Annotated in this window: 18 protein-coding genes and 1 riboswitch; of the genes, 4 read left to right on the top strand and 14 right to left on the bottom strand. The window is 59.5% G+C overall.

The genetic code is table 11. From position 1 onward, the window contains the following. The first annotated feature begins 109 nt into the window (after positions 1-109). Positions 110-943: an AraC family transcriptional regulator gene (locus tag OQ273_RS22555; protein WP_267993364.1), complete on the top strand. Its 834-nt coding sequence runs from the start codon at positions 110-112 to the stop codon at positions 941-943. A gap of 9 nt (positions 944-952) precedes the next feature. Here the strand turns inward: OQ273_RS22555 and OQ273_RS22550 are convergent, their stop codons facing one another. From OQ273_RS22550 to OQ273_RS22535, 4 genes are all read right to left on the bottom strand, one after another. Continuing rightward, positions 953-1960 (bottom strand): Ldh family oxidoreductase, encoded by a 1008-nt coding sequence (locus tag OQ273_RS22550; protein ID WP_267993363.1) that lies wholly within the window; start codon positions 1958-1960, stop codon positions 953-955. Next, entirely contained in the window at positions 1953-2891 is a 939-nt protein-coding gene (locus tag OQ273_RS22545) for a hydroxyacid dehydrogenase (RefSeq protein WP_267993362.1), read from the bottom strand. Before OQ273_RS22545 ends, OQ273_RS22550 begins: the two co-directional genes overlap by 8 nt. A gap of 64 nt (positions 2892-2955) precedes the next feature. Further along, complete coding sequence (locus tag OQ273_RS22540) at positions 2956-4122, bottom strand: UxaA family hydrolase (protein WP_267993361.1); 1167 nt, start codon at positions 4120-4122, stop codon at positions 2956-2958. 11 nt (positions 4123-4133) lie between these two features. Continuing rightward, positions 4134-4421: a UxaA family hydrolase gene (locus OQ273_RS22535; protein WP_267993360.1), complete on the bottom strand. Its 288-nt coding sequence runs from the start codon at positions 4419-4421 to the stop codon at positions 4134-4136. A 113-nt stretch (positions 4422-4534) separates the two neighbouring features. Here OQ273_RS22535 and OQ273_RS22530 point away from each other — a divergent pair, with 113 nt between their 5' ends. Continuing rightward, positions 4535-5281, top strand: coding sequence for a GntR family transcriptional regulator (locus OQ273_RS22530; protein ID WP_267993359.1), 747 nt, complete (start codon positions 4535-4537; stop codon positions 5279-5281). A 6-nt stretch (positions 5282-5287) separates the two neighbouring features. Here OQ273_RS22530 and OQ273_RS22525 read toward each other — a convergent pair whose 3' ends face one another. Together OQ273_RS22525 and OQ273_RS22520 are read right to left on the bottom strand one after the other, a co-directional pair. Continuing rightward, entirely contained in the window at positions 5288-6373 is a 1086-nt protein-coding gene (locus tag OQ273_RS22525) for a Gfo/Idh/MocA family protein (protein WP_267993358.1), read from the bottom strand. Positions 6374-6386: 13 nt separating this feature from the next. Beyond that, positions 6387-7781: an L-fucose/L-arabinose isomerase family protein gene (locus OQ273_RS22520; protein WP_267993357.1), complete on the bottom strand. Its 1395-nt coding sequence runs from the start codon at positions 7779-7781 to the stop codon at positions 6387-6389. A 43-nt stretch (positions 7782-7824) separates the two neighbouring features. Between OQ273_RS22520 and OQ273_RS22515 the strand changes: the two genes are divergently transcribed. Next, positions 7825-8406 carry a histidine phosphatase family protein gene (locus tag OQ273_RS22515; RefSeq protein ID WP_267993356.1) on the top strand — a complete coding sequence of 194 codons (582 nt, stop codon included), beginning with the start codon at positions 7825-7827 and terminating at the stop codon, positions 8404-8406. Positions 8407-8429: 23 nt separating this feature from the next. Here the strand turns inward: OQ273_RS22515 and OQ273_RS22510 are convergent, their stop codons facing one another. The 8 genes from OQ273_RS22510 to OQ273_RS22475 all read right to left on the bottom strand — a co-directional run bounded on the left by OQ273_RS22510 (position 8430) and on the right by OQ273_RS22475 (position 17139). Next, a complete protein-coding gene (locus OQ273_RS22510; protein WP_267993355.1) occupies positions 8430-9476 on the bottom strand; it encodes a tagatose 1,6-diphosphate aldolase in 1047 nt (348 codons plus the stop codon). Beyond that, positions 9476-10372 (bottom strand): PfkB family carbohydrate kinase, encoded by an 897-nt coding sequence (locus OQ273_RS22505; protein WP_267993354.1) that lies wholly within the window; start codon positions 10370-10372, stop codon positions 9476-9478. The genes OQ273_RS22510 and OQ273_RS22505 overlap by 1 nt, the downstream gene beginning before the upstream one ends. Positions 10373-10479: 107 nt before the next feature. Next, positions 10480-11490, bottom strand: a complete 1011-nt coding sequence (locus tag OQ273_RS22500; RefSeq protein WP_267993353.1) for an aldose epimerase family protein — start codon at positions 11488-11490, stop codon at positions 10480-10482. A gap of 19 nt (positions 11491-11509) precedes the next feature. Beyond that, complete coding sequence (locus tag OQ273_RS22495; RefSeq protein WP_267993352.1) at positions 11510-12694, bottom strand: vWA domain-containing protein; 1185 nt, start codon at positions 12692-12694, stop codon at positions 11510-11512. Positions 12695-12721: 27 nt separating this feature from the next. Beyond that, positions 12722-13648, bottom strand: coding sequence for a homoserine O-acetyltransferase MetA (gene metA / locus OQ273_RS22490; protein ID WP_267993351.1), 927 nt, complete (start codon positions 13646-13648; stop codon positions 12722-12724). 51 nt (positions 13649-13699) lie between these two features. Further along, positions 13700-14542 (bottom strand): AAA family ATPase, encoded by an 843-nt coding sequence (locus OQ273_RS22485; RefSeq protein ID WP_267993350.1) that lies wholly within the window; start codon positions 14540-14542, stop codon positions 13700-13702. A 113-nt stretch (positions 14543-14655) separates the two neighbouring features. Next, on the bottom strand, positions 14656-16482 hold the full coding sequence (locus OQ273_RS22480) for an ABC-F family ATP-binding cassette domain-containing protein (protein ID WP_267993349.1): 1827 nt from the start codon (positions 16480-16482) through the stop codon (positions 14656-14658). Positions 16483-16485: 3 nt separating this feature from the next. Beyond that, the gene (locus tag OQ273_RS22475; RefSeq protein WP_267993348.1) at positions 16486-17139 is read right to left on the bottom strand and encodes a thiamine diphosphokinase; all 654 of its coding nucleotides are present in this window, start codon (positions 17137-17139) and stop codon (positions 16486-16488) included. Between the two features lie 64 nt (positions 17140-17203). Then, a riboswitch (TPP riboswitch) is annotated at positions 17204-17313 on the top strand. Positions 17314-17348: 35 nt separating this feature from the next. On the opposite strand from OQ273_RS22475, the gene thiB reads away from it, so the two are divergent. After that, positions 17349-18365: a thiamine ABC transporter substrate binding subunit gene (thiB, locus tag OQ273_RS22470; protein WP_267993347.1), complete on the top strand. Its 1017-nt coding sequence runs from the start codon at positions 17349-17351 to the stop codon at positions 18363-18365. Positions 18366-18369 lie beyond the last annotated feature (4 nt).

The following is an 18369-nucleotide window of genomic DNA, read 5'->3' as shown; positions in this document are numbered from 1 at the left end:
GTCTCACTGTGTCGATCCACGACCATCCGGCATGCAAACCGCCAATTCAGCAAGATTTGTGGATCGGCCCTGGGGCAAGGTGACGGTGGAACAAAGCAGGGAGTGAACGGTGTCGAACGATTATGAGAAGCGTATCATGCGTGTCTTGAGACATATTCACGACAATCCCGCCGGCGACCTGTCGCTGGACGCACTTGCCGATGTGGCGGCCATGTCCAGGTTTCACTGGCATCGGATCTTTAACGCCATGACCGGTGAGACCTGCGCCCAGGCTGCCCGCCGGCTGCGGCTTCACCGCGCCGCCTTGTGGCTGATCGGCAAGGACTGGCCGGTTTCCGCCATTGCGGCAAAGGTGGGATATCCCAATGTCAAAAGCTTCACACGCGCCTTTCAGGATCAGTACGGCGTTTCTCCCCGATCGTTCCGCAAGGATGGCTTTTCAAGCCTGACCAAACCAGCACGCTCTAAAGGAGAAAACAAAGTGTTCGACGTCGAAGTCAAAAAAGCCGAAAACCAGCATCTGGCAGCCCTGCACCATCATGGGCCGTATACCGGGATCGGTGCGCAATTCCAGAAACTGGGAGCCTTCGCACCACAACTCGGATCGAACATACGCGGTGTCGCCGCAGTCTATTATGACGATCCGAGTTTAGTTGCGGAAGCCGATCTTAAAAGCTGCGCCGGCTTTCTGGTCGCCGACAACACAGATTTGCCGAAGGGGCTTGACGATGTAACCCTGAAGGCCGGCGATTACGCAATCCTGACCTACAAAGGGCCCTATGAGGACATCAGGGTCGCCTATGATCACCTGTTCGGCCGCTGGCTGCCGGAATCCGGCCGCGAGCCCGCGGACTCGCCCTGCTACGAAGTCTATCTCAACAATCCGGCAGAAACCAAACCCGAGGACCTGCTGACCGAGATCTACCTCCCGCTCGCAGCCTGAACGATTCGATCAGGCCCCGATCGCCTCGATGTCGGCCACCAGGCCGGCATCGACCGGAACTCCGTCGCGCCGAAATGCCTCGCGAAGCGCCTGTCGGCGACGACCCGGCAGTCTTGCCCCGTCATCATCCCCGATCTTTGCAGCCATGTGCACAAAACGGGCAGTCGCATCGTGACCGAACGCTGTCGGATCGATGGCCACAAGGGTCTGACCGGCTCCCGGCGGATCCCCTTGCGCATTGAGGAAAGAACTTTGCTCGAAACTGTAGTGCGCGCCCGTCAGCCCGGCGCTGAGGAGTTCAACCATCAACGCCAGCACCGTGCCCTTGGCATCGCCCATCGGCGCCATGGTGCCGGAAAGCGCAGCCGCCGGATCCGTCGTGGGCACGCCGTCGGCATCGAAGGCCCAACCCTCGGGGATGCTTTCGCCGCTTTGATTAGCAGCCATGATCTTGCCGCGCGCAACCTTGGAAAGCGAGATGTCAACCGTGACCGGATCATCACCTTTGACGGGCGCCGAGAACGCGATCGGATTGGTGCCGAAGAGCGCTCTTCTGCCACCCCAGGGCGCCATGGCGCCAGGCGTATTGGCAAACAGCATCGCGACTAGCCCCTTATCCGCCAGCGCTTCAACAACCACGCCCGCGACACCGCAATGGTGCGACCGGGTGATGCCGACGATGGCGATACCCTGAGCCGGACAGGTTTCGCCAAGCCAGTTCTGGGCCATTTCAATAGCCGGGTAAGCAAAACCGTTTGCAGCATCGATCAGCGCTGCTGCCGGTTTGTGCTGGGCCAGGGACGGACGCGCGTGACCATCAACCTTCCCGCAGGCTGCCTGCGCTGCGTAGGAACCGACCCGACGCAGCCCATGTCCGCGCTGGCCGGCCAGTTCGGCAGCAACAAGCGCCCGCGCTACAGCATCGGCATTGTCAGGCGATGTTTCTGATCTTCGCAGCGCATCCACGATCAAGACATGGACGGCATCAGGGCTCAGCCGCATTTCCCCGTCAGCCATGTCCGGCACCCGCCAGATGGTCCAGAACGGATTTTGCCGTCATCGCGCTGACGCGCACATTGGATTCGTCCGTCACCCCGGCTATATGCGGGGTCAGCACAACATTGCCGATGCCGGCGAACTTTTTGGCGGCCTCCGCCGTCAACGGCTCCACCTCAAAAACATCAAGGGCGGCGCCGGCAAGCCGGCCGCCCGAAAGCGCGGCTGCAAGCGCGTCCTCGTCAACGACCCCGCCCCGGGCCGCGTTGATGATCACCGCATCCGGCTTCATCTTCGACAGGGCGTCGGCGTTGATCATATGCCGCGTCTTGTCATTCAGAGGCGTATGAAGGCTGACCACATCGGACAATTCCAGCAGACCGTCGAGGGAAACGTTGCGGGCCAGCTGCCAACCCGGATCATCCGCCATGCAGAAGGGGTCATAGGCAACGATATCCATGCCCAGCACGCTGGCGCGCAGCGCGACCTCCCGGGCTATGGCGCCAAAACCGACGAGCCCCATGGTTCGGCCCGCGAGCTCGCGACCCATCAGTTGCTGGCGCGGCCAAGCCCCGCTCAGCATTGCATCGCTTGAGTGGTATGCGCCCCGCAGCAGCAGCATCGCATTGGCAATCACATATTCGGCGACGCTCTGATTGTTGGCACCCGTGGCGGGAAACACGGCAACGCCCCGCGCCTTGCACGCCTCAAGGTCGATATTGTCGAGACCGACACCAAGCCGGCCGACACATTTGAGCCCGGGCGTTGCATCAAGGAGCGCGGTGTTGACCTGTGTCCGGTTGCGTACGATGAGCGCGGACGCATCGCCGGTCAAAGACGGGATATCCTCCTGCCGGTCGGCAAGGCCGCGGTCATAATGGGTCTCGTGATGATCAGACAACAGGGCCACCGCCGCATCGTCCATGAACTCGGTAATAACGATCTTGGCCATTGAAGAAGTCCGGTCGTGTTCGTGAACGGGCCCGCAAGGAGCCCGTTCCGATACAGTGCAGCACTCAGGCGCTGCGGTAAAGCTTGGTCATGACAAACTCGCGGTGACCAAGCGCTTCGGCCGCCGTATTGCGGCCATTGGCGGTGCGGGCGATCATGTCGATCAGCGCATCGCCGGCCTGATCGATCGTCATATCGCGGCGCAACACACCGGTGACGTCAACATCAATGTGCTCGCTCATGGTCCGCAGCGTACGCGGATTGCCCGATATCTTGATCACCGGCACGATGGGGTTGCCAATGACATTGCCCTGGCCTGTCGGGAAGGTGTGGATCACATATCCCGCTGCCCCCATCAAGGTGACGCATTCGGCAGCGGCAGACGATGTATCCATGAAGTAGAGGCCCTTGCCCTTTTGCGGGGCTTCGGCGGGGCCGAGCGCATCCACATAGGTCGATGTGCGGCCGATCTTTTCCAGATTGCCGAGCGCCTTTTCCTCGATGGTCGTCAGGCCGCCGAGAATGTTACCCTTGGTCGGCTGGCTGTCCGAAAGGTCGGATGTCTTGTGCGCCTCGATGACGTCGTCCTGATAGGCCTGCCAGATCTTCATGAATTTTTCGCCGGCTTCCGGATTGGCCGCACGCTTGGCGCAAAGATGTTCCGCACCGGTAATCTCCGACGTTTCCCCGAAACACCCATAGATGCCCTGAGGCAGAAGCTTGTCGTACATGTTGCCGACCGTCGGACAGGACGACAGGCCGGTCGTCGTGTCGCTCTCGCCGCACTTCGTTGAAATCCACAGCTCAGAGATGTCACACTCCACCCGCTGCAGCTCGGTCGCCCAATGTACGTACTCCTTGGCGACACGCGACGCGGCGGCAATGGTTGCGATATCGCCGTTCTGTTCGATCGACAGCCCGGTCACCGGTTTGCCGGTCTCGGCAATCCCGTCGACAACGACCTTCGTCCATTCCGGTTCGATACCGATGACAACAACGGCGGCGACATTCGGGTTCGCGCCGGTGCCGATCATCGTACGGAAGTGAAGATCGAGGTCTTCCCCGAACTGCAGCCGCCCATAGGCGTGCGGCAACGCCATCGTGCCTTTGATATTGTTGGCAACCGCTTCACAGGCCGCATTGGAGATATCATCCAGCGGCAGGATGACAACGTGATTGCGGACACCGACCCGGCCATTCTCGCGCCGGTAAGCCATGATCCTGTTTGACATGGGTTTGCCTCCTACCAGCGCTTGGTTTTCACATTGTGGACGTGCACATGCTCGCCCTTCTTGATCGGCGCGACCACCTTGCCGATGTCCTCGCCATATTTGATCACCGTGTCGCCCTCGTTGAGGTCCTTCAGCGCGACCTTGTGCCCGATCGGCACATCGTTGCTGCAGGTCATTTCAAAATCGGAATCATCATGGGTCACGACACAGGTCATATTCGTGCCGGCGGTCAGGTCTTCAATCACAACCACGCCGACATTGTCCTTGTGGTCGTGCACCAGCAAGTGCGGGATACTCAAGGCTGCCTCCAGAATTTCAGGATTGGGAGCGCCGTAGCGCCAAGTCTTATATAATATATAAGATACATTATGCTGGCATTGTCAACCGGATCAGGCTAAACAGAGCCATCTAAATGGGTGCGGCCTTGCAGGAAACAGACACGAACATCGGCTTCAAACCGCTCTACGCCCAGGTCAAGGACCAGTTGATTCGTCGGCTGGTTGACGGGACCTGGCAACCGGGCACCAACATACCAAGCGAACAGGAGCTGGCCCGCCAGCTCAATGTCAGCCAGGGCACGGTGCGCAAGGCACTCGATGCCATGACCGCTGAAAGCCTTCTGGTGCGCCATCAGGGTCGCGGGACATTTGTTGCTGAACCCGAGGATTCACGCATCCTGTTCCAGTTTTTCCGGCTGACCTCCGACGAACATGCCGAAAAGGAAACATTTCCCGAATCAAGGCTACTGGATTGGTCCGAAGAAAAGGCCTCGGCGCAGGAAACCCGGTCGCTTTCCATTGCTGACGGCGCACCCGTCTGGCGTATCGAGCGCGTGCGCGAACTTGGCGGCAGACCGGTGATTGCCGAGACCATTACGATCCCCTCGGCGACTTTTCCGGACTTCAGGGAGCTGGACGAAATTCCCAACAATATCTACCGGCTCTATTCATCGCGCTGGGGCATAACCATCGCCAAGGCGGATGAGCGCGTAAAAGCCATCCTTTGCGAACCGCGCGATTCAGCGGCCCTGGGGTGCGGGGTCGGCACGCCCTTGCTGTTGATAACGCGCATAGCCCGCGATCTTGAAGGCAATCCGGTGGAACTGCGTTCATCGCGCTGCCTGACCAGCGACCAGCACTACGCCGTCAGCCTGCCCTGAAGCGGCCTAAAGCATCACCGGCATACCGGTCCGTGCCGATTCCTCGGCTGCTGCGCCGATTTCGACCGACTTGGCACCATCCAGCATGCTGACTTCCGGCGCGCCGCCATTGCGCACCATGTGAAGAAACTTCTCATGCTGGTAGAAGGTGGATCCGTGGTGATCGCCCGCCGACAAAATCGCCGGATCAACATGGATGTCCTCTGCAATCGGCACTTTACTCTCGCGCGGCGACAGGACGAGGCGTGACGAGCGTTCCTCACCCGTCGGCGAAAACCGTGCCGGTCCCGGCACATGGGCATCGATGCGCGCCCGGTCGCCGGTAACGGTAACGGTTTCCTGCCAGTAAGACCCTTCGGCGAACATGCACAGATCCAGCATGGCCCGAATGCCGTTCTCGAAATCGACAATCACAAAGGCATTGTCGAGAATATCCGCCCGTCGGCCGTTGAATATTTCGTCCTTGAAGTTAACGTCCATGGCACCCGACGCAAAAACCCGGATGGCTTCCGAACCGGACAGAAGACGCATCAGGTCGAAAAAATGGCAGCACTTTTCGATCATTGTGCCGCCGGTCTGATCCTGAAATCGGTTCCAGTCGCCGACCTTGCTCAAAAAGGGAAAGCGGTGTTCGCGAATGGCGATCATCTTCGGCTCACCTGCCGCGCCGGCCCGCACTTCTTCCAGTAAGCGTGCAATCGGCGGCATGTAGCGATACTCCATCGCCACCCATACCGGAGCTTTCCTGCCGTTTGCTCCCGCCATGATGTCCCGGCATTGCGAGCCGTCAATACCGAGCGGCTTTTCCACCAGCACAGGCACATCGCATTTCAGCACATCATCAAGGATCGGTTTGTGCATATGGTTCGGCGCGGCCACCACCAGCGCATCGAAACCGCCCTCCTCAATCAGCCGGCCGTGATGAGAAAAAGTCCGGCAGGCCGGTCCCGCAAGCGTCGCCGCACTGCGCTGCATCTCCGTATTCGGATCAGCCACAGCGCTGATCTCGGTCCCGTCGAGCAGCGCGATGTTCCTGATGTGCTCCTGGCCCATCATGCCCGAACCGATAATGCCATAACGGATGGTATTCATATGCCTGCTGCCTTCAAAGACGGATGACGGGAAGTTTCAGCGCAGCGGCGGCGGCAATCAGCGCTTCGCCATGATCGCCGTAAGCCAGCGCCATATGGTGTTCCAACCCGCTGTTCATGATATCGGGCAGAACCGATGAGACCGGTCGGTCGAACCGGAGGACGCCGGACGTTCCGGTAAACGCCATCGGCCGTTCCAGCATTTCGGCGCCCGCAAGGATCATGACGTGCCGGCCGCGTGCCTGACTGAGCCGCATCAGCGTGACGCGCCCGGGGCGCAGCCCGAATTCGTAAAGCAGCGGCATTTTTCGGTTTGTGTGGATCGTCGCCTGCGCATCGCTCTTCGGATCGGCCATGGATATCGGCGCCTGGCCGCAATGCCACACGACACCGGTATCGTCCGCGACATCCATATCCACCATGTCGACCAGGAAAACCGGGCTGTCCGCCACGCTCTGCAACAGCAATTGGGTCGCCGCGCCATAGACATCTGCTTCGCAGGCGCACGGCACCCGTGCTTCGCCCATCATGGAAACGGGTCCGCAGACCGCGCCGCCATATTCAGTAAAGGTCTCCGGCCAGCAACGAATGGCAAATGCGTCATACCCGCCATCATCCTTGAGTGCAGAGAGCGCCGCCTTGAGCCGCAACGAACGGTCGAGTTCCTCCTGATTGACGCTCTCCAGGCCTTCGAGATCGCGCTCGGCGGCTGCGCGGATATCCTGAACCACCTCGTCCGGCATGGCCCGGGCGGTATCGAACAGCCCGGCAAGGCCGAGCTCCTCCACCTCGATCCCTGTCAGCTCCTTCAATTTGGATGCATCATAGCGACAGGTGTCGAAACCGTCGGGATGCGCGCCGATTCGGGCGATGCGCTTGCCGCCCAGCGTCGCAACAGCCTCACTCCCCTTTGTTTGCGGCGATAGCGACACGCCGTCCATTGGTGCGACAATACGCTCACCGCGAAAAAGCGCCTGCAGCTCAGACCCGATATCAGGGCTTTGCGGGTCGGTATACATCCAGGAGAACGGTCGCCCTGCTCGCCCGAGCGCATGGGAGGCAAGGTTGAGCCCACAAAAGGCGTTGAGCCGCAACCGCCCGCCAATGCGGGGTTCCGGCACCGCCCAAAGCCCCAGCGGCATGTCAAATGCCGAGGCGGCAGCCATGGTGGCGCCGGCGTCCGTGAAGGTGACCTGGAGGATAAGAACGGCATCCGGCTTGGCCGCTTTGATCTGTTCGATGCCCTCCTTCGTCGCCGCCTCATCCATCAACAACGTCGCGGGGCCGCACAATGTCTTGCCCGATGTAGCCAGAGCGTCCAACATGGCCTTGAGTTTTTCTTCGGCAAAGGCCACATCGAATGTCGGCCGACCGAGTGGCAGGACGCCGAGCGTCTGTACCTCTTTCATTTGCCGATTAAACTCCTAGTATATGCGTTATCGGAGCCGCTATATGAAACGACGTCCACTTGCCCTGGTTGCAACAGTCCTGCTGATCTGCGGTTTCGCAGTCTCCGGGGCCAAGGCGACGGAAGCTGCCTGGGCGCGGCTTGCCTCCGGCGGCTATACGATCCTCTTGACCCATGCGCTGGCACCGGGTGTCGGCGATCCACCCTTTTTTGAACTGGGCGACTGCGCGACCCAACGGAACCTTTCCGATCGCGGACGGCAGCAGGCACGCCGCAGAGGGGTGCGTTTTGCGGCGCGCGCCGTATCCATTTCCACTGTCTATTCCAGCCAGTGGTGCCGCACGCTTGAAACCGCTGAAAATGCGTTCCGCGATGTCGATGCCCAACTGCTGGAGGCGCTCGATCTTGTCGAGGACGACCCGGAAACGCTGGAAGCAAAAAACGCAGAGGTGATGGAAATCATCCGCGCCTTTCGCGGGCCCGGAAACCAGGTGATGATGACCCATCCGGAAAACGTCGAGGCGCTGACCGGCATCACACCGCGCGAGGGCGAGGCTGTCATCGTCGCGCCATCGCGGGACGATCCGCAGACCCTCGATGTCGTCGCACGCCTGTTGCTCGACTAGACACCAATGGCGCCGATACGTCATCACGATCCGAAGTCTCCGTATTGATGCCGGAATGACGCATCATCCGGCGAGAACGTCGCACCGCCTTCGACAAAGACCGAGTGTGCGTGCCAGGCCATTGCGTCAGCATCGGTGAGCGCATTGAGATCCTTCATATAGTCGACTGACTCACCCGACAGCCCGGCGCGCATGGCGCCCCAGTCGGGAAAACGGGAAAAGGCATCCAGCCAGATCGCCCGACCGGCAAGATAACCGGATGCACCGGCGCGGAAAGCATGGGTCAGAATATTGCGGAACTGCGGCTTGCCGGCACCCGCCGACAGCATCACCCAGGGCCGCCCTGCAAGCCGTCCCATTTCGTCAAAAACAGGCTGAACCTCTTCCCAGCCGTCATTGCCGACGCCCGGAACATCTCCCGCATTGACCGGGCTCTCAAGCTTGAAGACATCAACCCCATAATCGGCCTTGGCGAACTCCTCGACAGAGGCAAGCACGTCATCGGCCTTCTTACCCTGCAGTTCGACATAGTCCTTTGTCTGGTGCGCATCGCTGGCAAGCGGATAGACCAGCAACTCGAACAGAAACGGAATGTCGCAATGTGCGCAGGCTTCGCCGATCCGTTTGACGAAGTCTTGCTGATGACGATTGACCGCATCCGACGCATCGGGCCTGTACCAGGCCAGCACTTTAACTGCATCACCGCCCATGCGCTTGATCTTGGCCACCGACCAGTCATCGATCTGCAACGACAGACGCCCGCCCTCGGTCTCTTCGAACAGCGAGTCTTCAAGCGTGACAATCAGTCCCTTTGCCGGAGACAAATACCCGATGCCCCGCGGGATTGCGTAGTGCGGATCAAGCAGCATCGCCGAGGATTCATCCTGAAGGGTTTCCGTCAAAAGCGCCTTGAAACGGGCAACGTCATCATAAGGCGCCTCATCGGTCCCGTAATGCGCCGCGATGGGATTCTTGATCGGCGGCCTCTGATCGACCGCCGTCATCTTGAAGCGCCCGGCAGCGTCCGCCATGCGGCGCATACCCCAAAGTTTTCCGGGTGTCAGTTGCATCAAGCTCTCTCCATCAAAAATGCTTCAACTTCATCTGCAGTCGGTGTGCCGCGCCGGCCGCCGAACCGCGTGCACTTGAGCGCGGACGTGGCGCTGGCGAAGCGGATTGCCGTTTCCTCGTCGTTGCCGCGCGCCAGCATCAGCGCAAACGCGCCATGCCAGACGTCGCCGGCACCGAGCGTATCCACCGCCTTGACCTCAAAGGCCGGCATATGCCGAAACCGGTCGTCTTCGATCCAGTAGACGCCGTCCGCGCCCATCGTTACGCAGACCCAGGCCCCCGTTTCACTGCCAGCGCGCCGCAGCGCTGCTTCCAGGTCATCCGTATTGTCAAAATCGCGCAGCCCCGACTGGGAAAAAGCAATGTGGGAGGCAAGCCTTAAGGCGTCCTCTGCTTCCCGGACCGGGGCCTCCCCATCGATGATGCCCGGCACGCCCCGCTGCCGCGCCAGCTGCATCATCGCACGCGCGCCATCCGGCCAGCGCGTGTCGGCCAGTGCCGCATCAAATCGTGGCAGGGGACCCTCTTCAAGCCAGCGGCCGCTGAAGTCGATTTCCATATCCCGGAAATTGACAATGCTGCGCTCGCCCTCCGGGTCGACAAGAACGGATGAATAAGAGGAGCGCTTGCCTTCAAACCGTCTGACCAACGAGCAATCGACCTTCTCTTTGTCCAGATCCGTCAAGATCATGTCGCCAATAACATCGTCTCCCAGGCGCGCGGCAAGGACTGCCTGGCCACCCAGGCGTGAAACTGCGACGGCCGCGTTCGCAGCGCAGCCACCGCCAACGATGGTCGCGTCCCGCGCCCGGTGCTTTTCCGACCGGGACGGCGCTTCATTGAGTTGGAAGACAAAATCGACGACGGCGGAACCGGCGGCTAGAACGGTTGTCATGATGGAGGAGGGGCTCCTTTCGGCTGCAATCTATCAAGTCTTATATAAGATACAAGATTAGAAAAATTGAAATACGGACCCGGCCTGTCCGCACACCGGACCAGCAATCAGCTCAGTGAGAAGATATAATCCGTTTCCTGCCTCAAAAGGCCGCCGGGCCTTAAGATCGCATCCGGGAAATCGCTGTGATTGGGACTGTCAGGCCAAAGCTGTGCCTCAAGGCAAAATCCGGCAAAAGCCCCGTACTTTCTGCCGTCTAGCCCATCAACGGGAATGTCAATTTTTGCACCGGTATAAAATTGCAGTCCAGGCTCGCTGGTCCAAACCTCCATTCCAACGCCTGAATTGAGACTGCGGGCCAATGCGACGGCCCGCTTGTTTTCCCGGCCGCCCGACAGACAGAAATTGTGATCATAGCCGCCTGCCTGGCCGTATTCGTCGGACATGGTCGGTCGCATTTCGGTAAAATCGAATGCCGTTCCCGCGACCGGGGTGATCTCGCCCGTCGGAATGAGGTCGCCATCCACCGGCAGATAGTGGTCCGCCGCAATCATCAGCTCGTGGGCGTCAATCGACGCATTGCCATCCAGATTGAAGTAGCTGTGGTGTGTCAGGTTGCAGATAGTAGACCGGTCGGTCTGCGCCTCCAGAACAACCGAAAGAACACCGCCGGTCTTCACCTGATAGGTGCATGCCATACGGCAGTTTCCGGGATACCCCATATGTCCGTCCGCATCGACAAGCTCGAACCGGACGAAATCCGCGCCGCTTTCGGCAATGTCCCAGATCCGCTTCCCGATGCCTTGCGAGCCGCCATGCAAATGTGTGCGGCCCTTTTCGTTCAGATCAAGCTGGTAGTACGCACCATCGAGCTGAAACCGTCCTTCAGCAATACGATTGGCATAGCGTCCGGCGGTGGCGCCGAAATAGGGCGAATGGGCCGGGTAGTCCTCAAACCGGTCGAAGCCGAGCACCAGTGGCGGCGCATGCCCCTCGAGCCGAAGGTCCTGAACAGCCGCCCCCCAGTCCATCAGCCGCGCCGTCAGCCCGCCGCCCCGAATGGTCACCCGGTGCACATCTGCGCCATCTGCCGTCTGTCCGAACGTCTCTATCGTCATCGCTTGGAACAATCCGTTTTCATCGTGACAGCTCACGGGTTGCAGCGTCCAGGCCGGCCAGCGTCAGCGGATACATCCGATCGGAAAATATCTCCCTGATAAGACCGATGGAATGTGTATAGCCCCAGTGTTTTTCAAGCGTCGGGTTGATCCAGACAACCCTTGAGAAATGATCCAGAATCCGGCCGAGCCAGATCTGCCCGGCTTCCTCGTTCCAGTGCTCAACCGCGCCGCCGGGATAGACGATCTCATAGGGGCTCATCGAAGCGTCGCCGACAAAAATAACCCGGTAGTCAGGTCCATAGGTGCGCAGCACGTCATAGGTGGGCAGAACCTCGCTGTGGCGTCGGCGATTATCCTTCCACACGCCCTCGTAGAGGCAATTGTGAAAGTAATAATATTCCATGTGCTTGAACTCTGAACGCACTGCGGAAAACAGTTCCTCGACCACCTTGATATGGCCGTCCATCGATCCGCCGACATCAAAAAACATCAAAAGCTTGATCGCGTTGCGGCGTTCCGGCCGCGTTTGCACGTCAAGATATCCGTGCTCGGCCGTCGAGCGGATGGTGCCATCCAGATCGAATTCTTCATCAGCGCCGGCACGGATCCAGCGGCGCAGGCGTTTCAGCGCCACCTTGATGTTGCGCGTTCCAAGTTCCACCGAATCGTCGAAGTTCTTGAATTCCCGCTTGTCCCATACCTTGACCGCACGTTTGTTGCGGCTCCCGTCCTGCCCGATGCGGATGCCCTCAGGATTGTAGCCATACGCGCCGAAGGGAGAGGTTCCCGCCGTTCCGATCCATTTGCTTCCGCCCTGATGCCGACCCTTTTGTTCTTCCAGGCGTTTCTTCAGCGTTTCCATGAGCTTGTCGAAGCCGCCAAGGCTCTCGATCAACGCCTTTTCCTCTTCGCTCAGATGCTTTTCGGCAAGCCTTCTGAGCCATTCCTCCGGAAGTTCGACCGCCTGCGGCCCGGCTTCACCAGAGACCGCCTCAACACCGCGAAAGACATGTGAAAATACCCGGTCGAACCGATCGATGAAACGCTCGTCCTTGATCAGCGCCGAGCGGGCGAGGAAGTAAAACCCTTCGACATCATAATTGACGATGTGCGCATCCATGCCTTCCAGAAGCGTCAGGTATTCACGAAGCGAAACCGGGATCTTCGCGGCCTTCAGTTCAAGGAAGAATGGAATGAACATGCGCAGTCCTTTTCCGGTTGAGCGCCGCTAAGTCCGGCCCTCGCCGATCATCTCCATATCATAGGGCGTCGATTGGTAGAGCGTGTTGATCCAGTTGCCGAACAAAAGATGCGCATGGCTGCGCCAGCGGTTGAGCGGCTCCGCCTCCGGATTGTCATGCGGGAAATAGTTGTGCGGAATATGGATCGGCTTCCCCTGACTGACATCACGATGATACTCCTCGGCAAGCGAAACGGAATCATATTCGATATGATTGAATATGTAGAGACGGTTGCAGTGGGGCTCATGAACAAGACAGACACCCGTCTCATCCGACTTCATCAGCACCTCAAGTCCGGCTGACGGGTCGATATCCTCGTCGCGAACCTCGGTCCAGCGGGATACCGGAATCTGGAAGTCGTCGGAAAATCCGTTGAGATAGGGCGATGCCGGGTTCAGATTATGGTGCCGGTAGACGCCGAACGCCTTCTGATCGAGCGAGTATTTCGGAACGCCGTGGAAATGGTGGATCGCCGCCATCGCACCCCAGCACACATTCATGCTGGAATGCACATTGGTCACGGTCCAGTCGAGGATGCGGGTCATCTCGTCCCAATAGGCAACCTCCTCGAACTCCAGAAGTTCGATGGGCGCGCCGGTGATGATGAACCCGTCGAACTTGCGGTCGGCCACCTCTTCCCAGGTTTCGTAGAAGGCCAGCAAATGGTCTTCCGGCGTGTTTTTCGCCTTGTGCTTGCCGATGCGCACTAGCGACAGTTCCACCTGCAGCGGTGTCGCACCGACGAGCCGCGCGATTTGCAACTCGGTGCGGATCTTGTTTGGCATCAGATTGAGCAGGCCGATCTGCAGCGGTCGGATATCCTGACGAATGGCGGCCGTCTCCGCCATCACCGTAACACCCTCCGCCTCAAGCACTTTTCGCGCGGGAAGTTGGTCTGGAATCTTGATAGGCATGGAACTGTCGATCTTTGTCTTGAAAACGAAAGGGTGCGTTTACGTCTTCTACTAGGCGCCGTCGCGCCGCGACATGAACGCCAGGCGTTCAAACAGATGTACGTCCTGTTCGTTTTTCAAAAGCGCCCCGTGCAGCCGGGGCAGGGCGTTCTTGACGCTGCCGCGAAGATCGCCCGGCTCGATATCGTCGGAAACCAGCAGCCTGATCCAGTCGAGAGCCTCGGAGGTGGACGGCTTCTTCTTCAGCCCGGGCACATCGCGAACCTCGTAGAACTGGGAAAGGGCCGCGCTCACAAGCTCCTGCTTGATGCCCGGGTAATGTACGTCGACGATCTGCTGCAGCGTCTGCGCATCCGGAAACTTGATGTAATGGAAAAAACAACGGCGCAAAAATGCGTCCGGCAGTTCTTTCTCATTGTTTGACGTAATGATCACGACCGGCCGTTGCTTGGCACGAACCGTCTCGCCGGTCTCGTAGACAAAGAACTCCATCTTGTCGAGTTCCTGCAGAAGGTCGTTCGGGAACTCGATATCGGCCTTGTCGATTTCGTCGATCAGAAGCACGACCTTCTTGTCGGTCGCGAACGCGTCCCAAAGCTTGCCGCGCTTGATGTAGTTGCGCACATCATTGACCCGGTCGTCGCCGAGCTGACTGTCTCTCAGACGCGAGACCGCATCATATTCGTAAAGACCCTGCTGCGCCTTGGTCGTCGATTTGATGTGCCACTCGATCAGGTCGAGATCGAGGGCCGAAGCCACCTGCTTGGCCAGTTCGGTTTTGCCCGTGCCCGGCTCGCCCTTGACCAGCAGAGGCCGCTCAAGGGTAATGGCCGCGTTGACCGCAACCTTGAGGTCCTTCTCCGCAATATAGGCGCTTGTGCCTTCAAACCGCATGGTCTTCATCTCTCATCTGTTTTGCGCCGGGACATTAGGCATGTTTTACCCAAATGCAAACACTTGTCCGGTTTCAGCCGGCCGCCATGGCTCCGGAAAACGCAGAATCTGGATTAGGAAGCACCCTTTTCAAGCGTTTCGCGCAACATTTCGAGCTCCAGCCATTCCTCTTCCATGGCTGCAATGCCGTCCTGCAGTGCCGAAAGCTCTGCGGCAAAACGGTTGAACGCATCCGGATTGCGCGAGAACAGATCCGGGTCGGCCATGCCGGCCTCCAGTTCCTCAACACGCCCCTGCGCCTCCTCGATCTTTTGCGGAAGCGTTTCCAGCGCGAATTTCTGCTTGTAGGAGAGCTTGGCTTTCTTGTCCGCGCTCCGCTCAGGCTTCGGCCCTTGCACAGATCCTCCCCCCTTCGCCCTGGCCTTTGGGGCGGCTTCATCCGCGCCGCGCTGGGCCAGCATATCGCTGTAACCGCCCGCATAGATGATCCACTGCCCATCGGGCGTGGCCGGATTGCGCGGTGCAATGACGGAGGTCACGGTGCGATCGAGAAAATCACGGTCATGGCTTACCAGAATGACGGTGCCGGAAAAGGACGAGACGATTTCCTGCAGCAGATCGAGCGTCTCCATGTCGAGATCGTTGGTCGGCTCGTCCAGAACAATGAAATTGCTGGGTTTTGCAAGATTGCGCGCCAGGATCAGGCGCGCCCTTTCGCCGCCGGAAAGCTCACGGATTGGCGTGCGCGCCTGTTCGGGCTGAAACAGGAAATCCTTCATATAGCCGGTGACATGACGCTGGCGCCCATCGACTTCCAGTGAGTTGCCACGACCCCCGGTCAGGAAATGCTCCAGCGTTTCGTTCGGGTCCAGCTCGGTGCGTTTTTGATCAAGTGTGGAGATTTCGAGATTGGCACCGAGCCGCATATGACCGCTGTCGGGTGCAAGCCCACCGGTCAAAAGCTTCAGGAGCGTCGTTTTTCCCGCCCCGTTTGGTCCCACGAGGCCGATACGGTCGCCCCGGGCAATGCGGATGGAAAAGTCGGTGACAATCTCCCGTCCGCCGAACGCCTTGCCGATGCCTTCGGCCTCGACAACCAGCTTTCCGGATTCTCGCGCCGCCGCCGCACTCGCATCGATGCCACCCACCGGACCACGGTGCGCACGCAGACGGGAACGCATATCCTTCAATTCGGAAAGACGCCTGACATTGCGCTTGCGTCGCGCCGTCACACCGTAACGCAGCCAGTGTTCCTCCCGCACGATCGCACGGCCAAGCTTGTGCTGATCCCGCTCCTCTTCCTCCAGCACCTGGTCGCGCCAGGCCTCAAAGGCGCCAAATCCTTCGTCGAGACGGCGGGTTTGACCCCGGTCCAGCCAAACGGTTGCGCGGGACACATTTTCAAGGAACCGCCGGTCGTGGGAGATCAATACCAATGCGCTGCGGCTTCGCTTCAACTCTCCCTCGAGCCATTCGATCGCCGGAAGGTCGAGATGATTGGTCGGCTCATCCAGCAAGAGAATATCCGGCTCGGGAGCGAGCACCCGGGCAAGAGCGGCACGGCGCGCCTCGCCGCCGGAAAGCCTTTGAGGATCTTCATCGCCGGAGAGCCCGAGATGTTCCAGCAGATAGCTGACACGATGCGGATCGTCACCTGGCCCAAGGCCGGCTTCGGCATAGTCTCGCACGCTCTTGAACACGTCAAAATCCGGCGCCTGTTCCAGATAGCGGACCGTTGCGGAAGGATGCCTGAACACCTCGCCCGATTGCGGCTCGACCATGCCGGCGGCAATCTTCATTAATGTCGACTTGCCCGATCCGTTGCGGCCGACAAGGCAAATACGATCTCCGGGAAGAATCTGCAGATTCGCGCCGGCCAGCAGCGGCGTACCGCCGAAGGTCAGCTCAATCCCGTCGAGTTTGAGGATCGGCGGCGCCATGCTTCAGGTGCCTGACAGATCGAATGGCCGGGCAAGCAGCAGTGCAGTGCCCGAGCCAAGGCGAACCGATACCGGCCCCTCGGTAACATTGGAGATCGTGCGCGAAGATCCGAACGGCAGATGGAACTCTTTCAGCGGATAGCGCACCCCCTCTACATCAAGTGAAGAGACATCGGAAAAGTTGAGGATCGAGAACATCGAGGCTGGCGGCAGGTCGATTGTCTGGCTGCCCGGACCAAGCGTCCAACCTTCTTCAACGCCGGATGTCAGCAGCACATCGGTGCCTTCCGATTTCAACCGGCAGGCCAGAGCCATATGGAAGAAGGCATGATCGCTGCGCTCACCGCCGAGCGCGCCGGCCAGAATGATCCTGTTGGCGCCGAGCGCGAGTGCCTCGTCAACGGCGATTTCGCCGTCGGTGGCATTCTTTTCCGCCGGAAAGTCCTTTCGCGGCGTTCCAGGCCAGTTTTGCTGCAGGGATGCGGGCGAGGAATCAAAATCACCGACCCACAATTCCGGTTGCACTGAAAGGTCGTGGGCATGAAACATGCCGCCATCGGCGGCGATCACCCGTGCGCCGTCAATCTGGCCGCGCAGACGCGCCGTCTTCTCAAGGCTGCCGCCCAGCAGGATCAAAAATGTCGTCTTCTGCGTCATTGACCGATGCACATAGCAGCTTTTGCCGCACTTGCCAGCGCCGATAAGCCGGACTATGACGGTTCTTGCTCTAACGGGGTGCCGACCGCGGCTGCGGTTTGCTGAGAGGCTGAAAGCCAACCCGAAGAACCTGATCCGGCTTGTACCGGCGGAGGGATTAGACGCATCAAAGCGCCTTTTTCCCGCAAACACAGATGAAGGAGGCGCATATGCCCGTAAAGACCCGTATTTTGTCCGCAGCCTTGTCACTCGCGGCCGGCCTGGTCCTCGCACCAGCGGCCATGGCGAACGACCGCGAATTGACCGTCTACACTTATGACAGTTTCGTTGCCGAATGGGGACCGGGGCCGGTGGTCAAGAAGGCCTTTGAAGAAAACTGCAACTGCACACTCAACTGGGTCGGCATTGCCGACGGCGTTGCCCTGCTCAACCGGCTCAAGCTTGAAGGCGAAGGCACAAAAGCCGACATCGTGCTCGGCCTCGATACCAACCTTGTCACCGAAGCCAAGGAAACCGGCCTCTTCGAGCCCAGCGGTATCGATCAATCGAATGTCGATGTGCCGGGCAGCTGGTCCGACGATGTCTTTGTTCCCTATGACTTCGGTTATTTTGCCGTCGTCTACGATACCGAAGCGATCGAAACGCCGCCCGCAAGCCTGAAGGCGCTTGTCGAAGGCGATCCGGCGCTCAAGATCGCCATCCAGGACCCGCGCACCTCGACACCGGGGCTCGGCCTGCTTTTGTGGATGAAATCGGTCTATGGAGACGACGCGCCCAAGGCGTGGGAGACATTCAAAGACCGTGTTTTGACGGTTACGCCGGGCTGGTCGGAAGCCTATGGCCTCTTCACCAACGGCGAAGTGCCGATGGTCCTGTCCTATACGACGTCGCCCGCCTACCACATGATCGCGGAGGAAAGCGACCGCTATCAGGCGGCCCGTTTCAACGAGGGGCACTACATGCAGATCGAGGTGGCCGGTCTGGTCAAATCGTCACAGCAAAAAGACCTGGCCCGTGAATTCCTTGCATTCATGACCGGACCCGGTTTCCAGAACGCCATTCCGACAACCAACTGGATGTATCCGGCAGGCAAACTGTCCGAGCCTCTTCCCGCTGCATTTGAGGAACTGGTGAAGCCGGGAAAGACGCTGCTCTTTTCTTCCGAGGAAGTCTCGCAAAACCGCAAGGCCTGGGTCGATGAATGGCTCGCCGTCATGAGCGACTGACCGA

The sequence above is a fragment of the Hoeflea prorocentri genome (genome assembly GCF_027944115.1).
Classification (GTDB): domain Bacteria; phylum Pseudomonadota; class Alphaproteobacteria; order Rhizobiales; family Rhizobiaceae; genus Hoeflea_A; species Hoeflea_A prorocentri.
The sequence above is the reverse complement of the archived record's forward strand: the minus strand, read 5'-3'. Positions and strand labels throughout refer to the sequence as shown.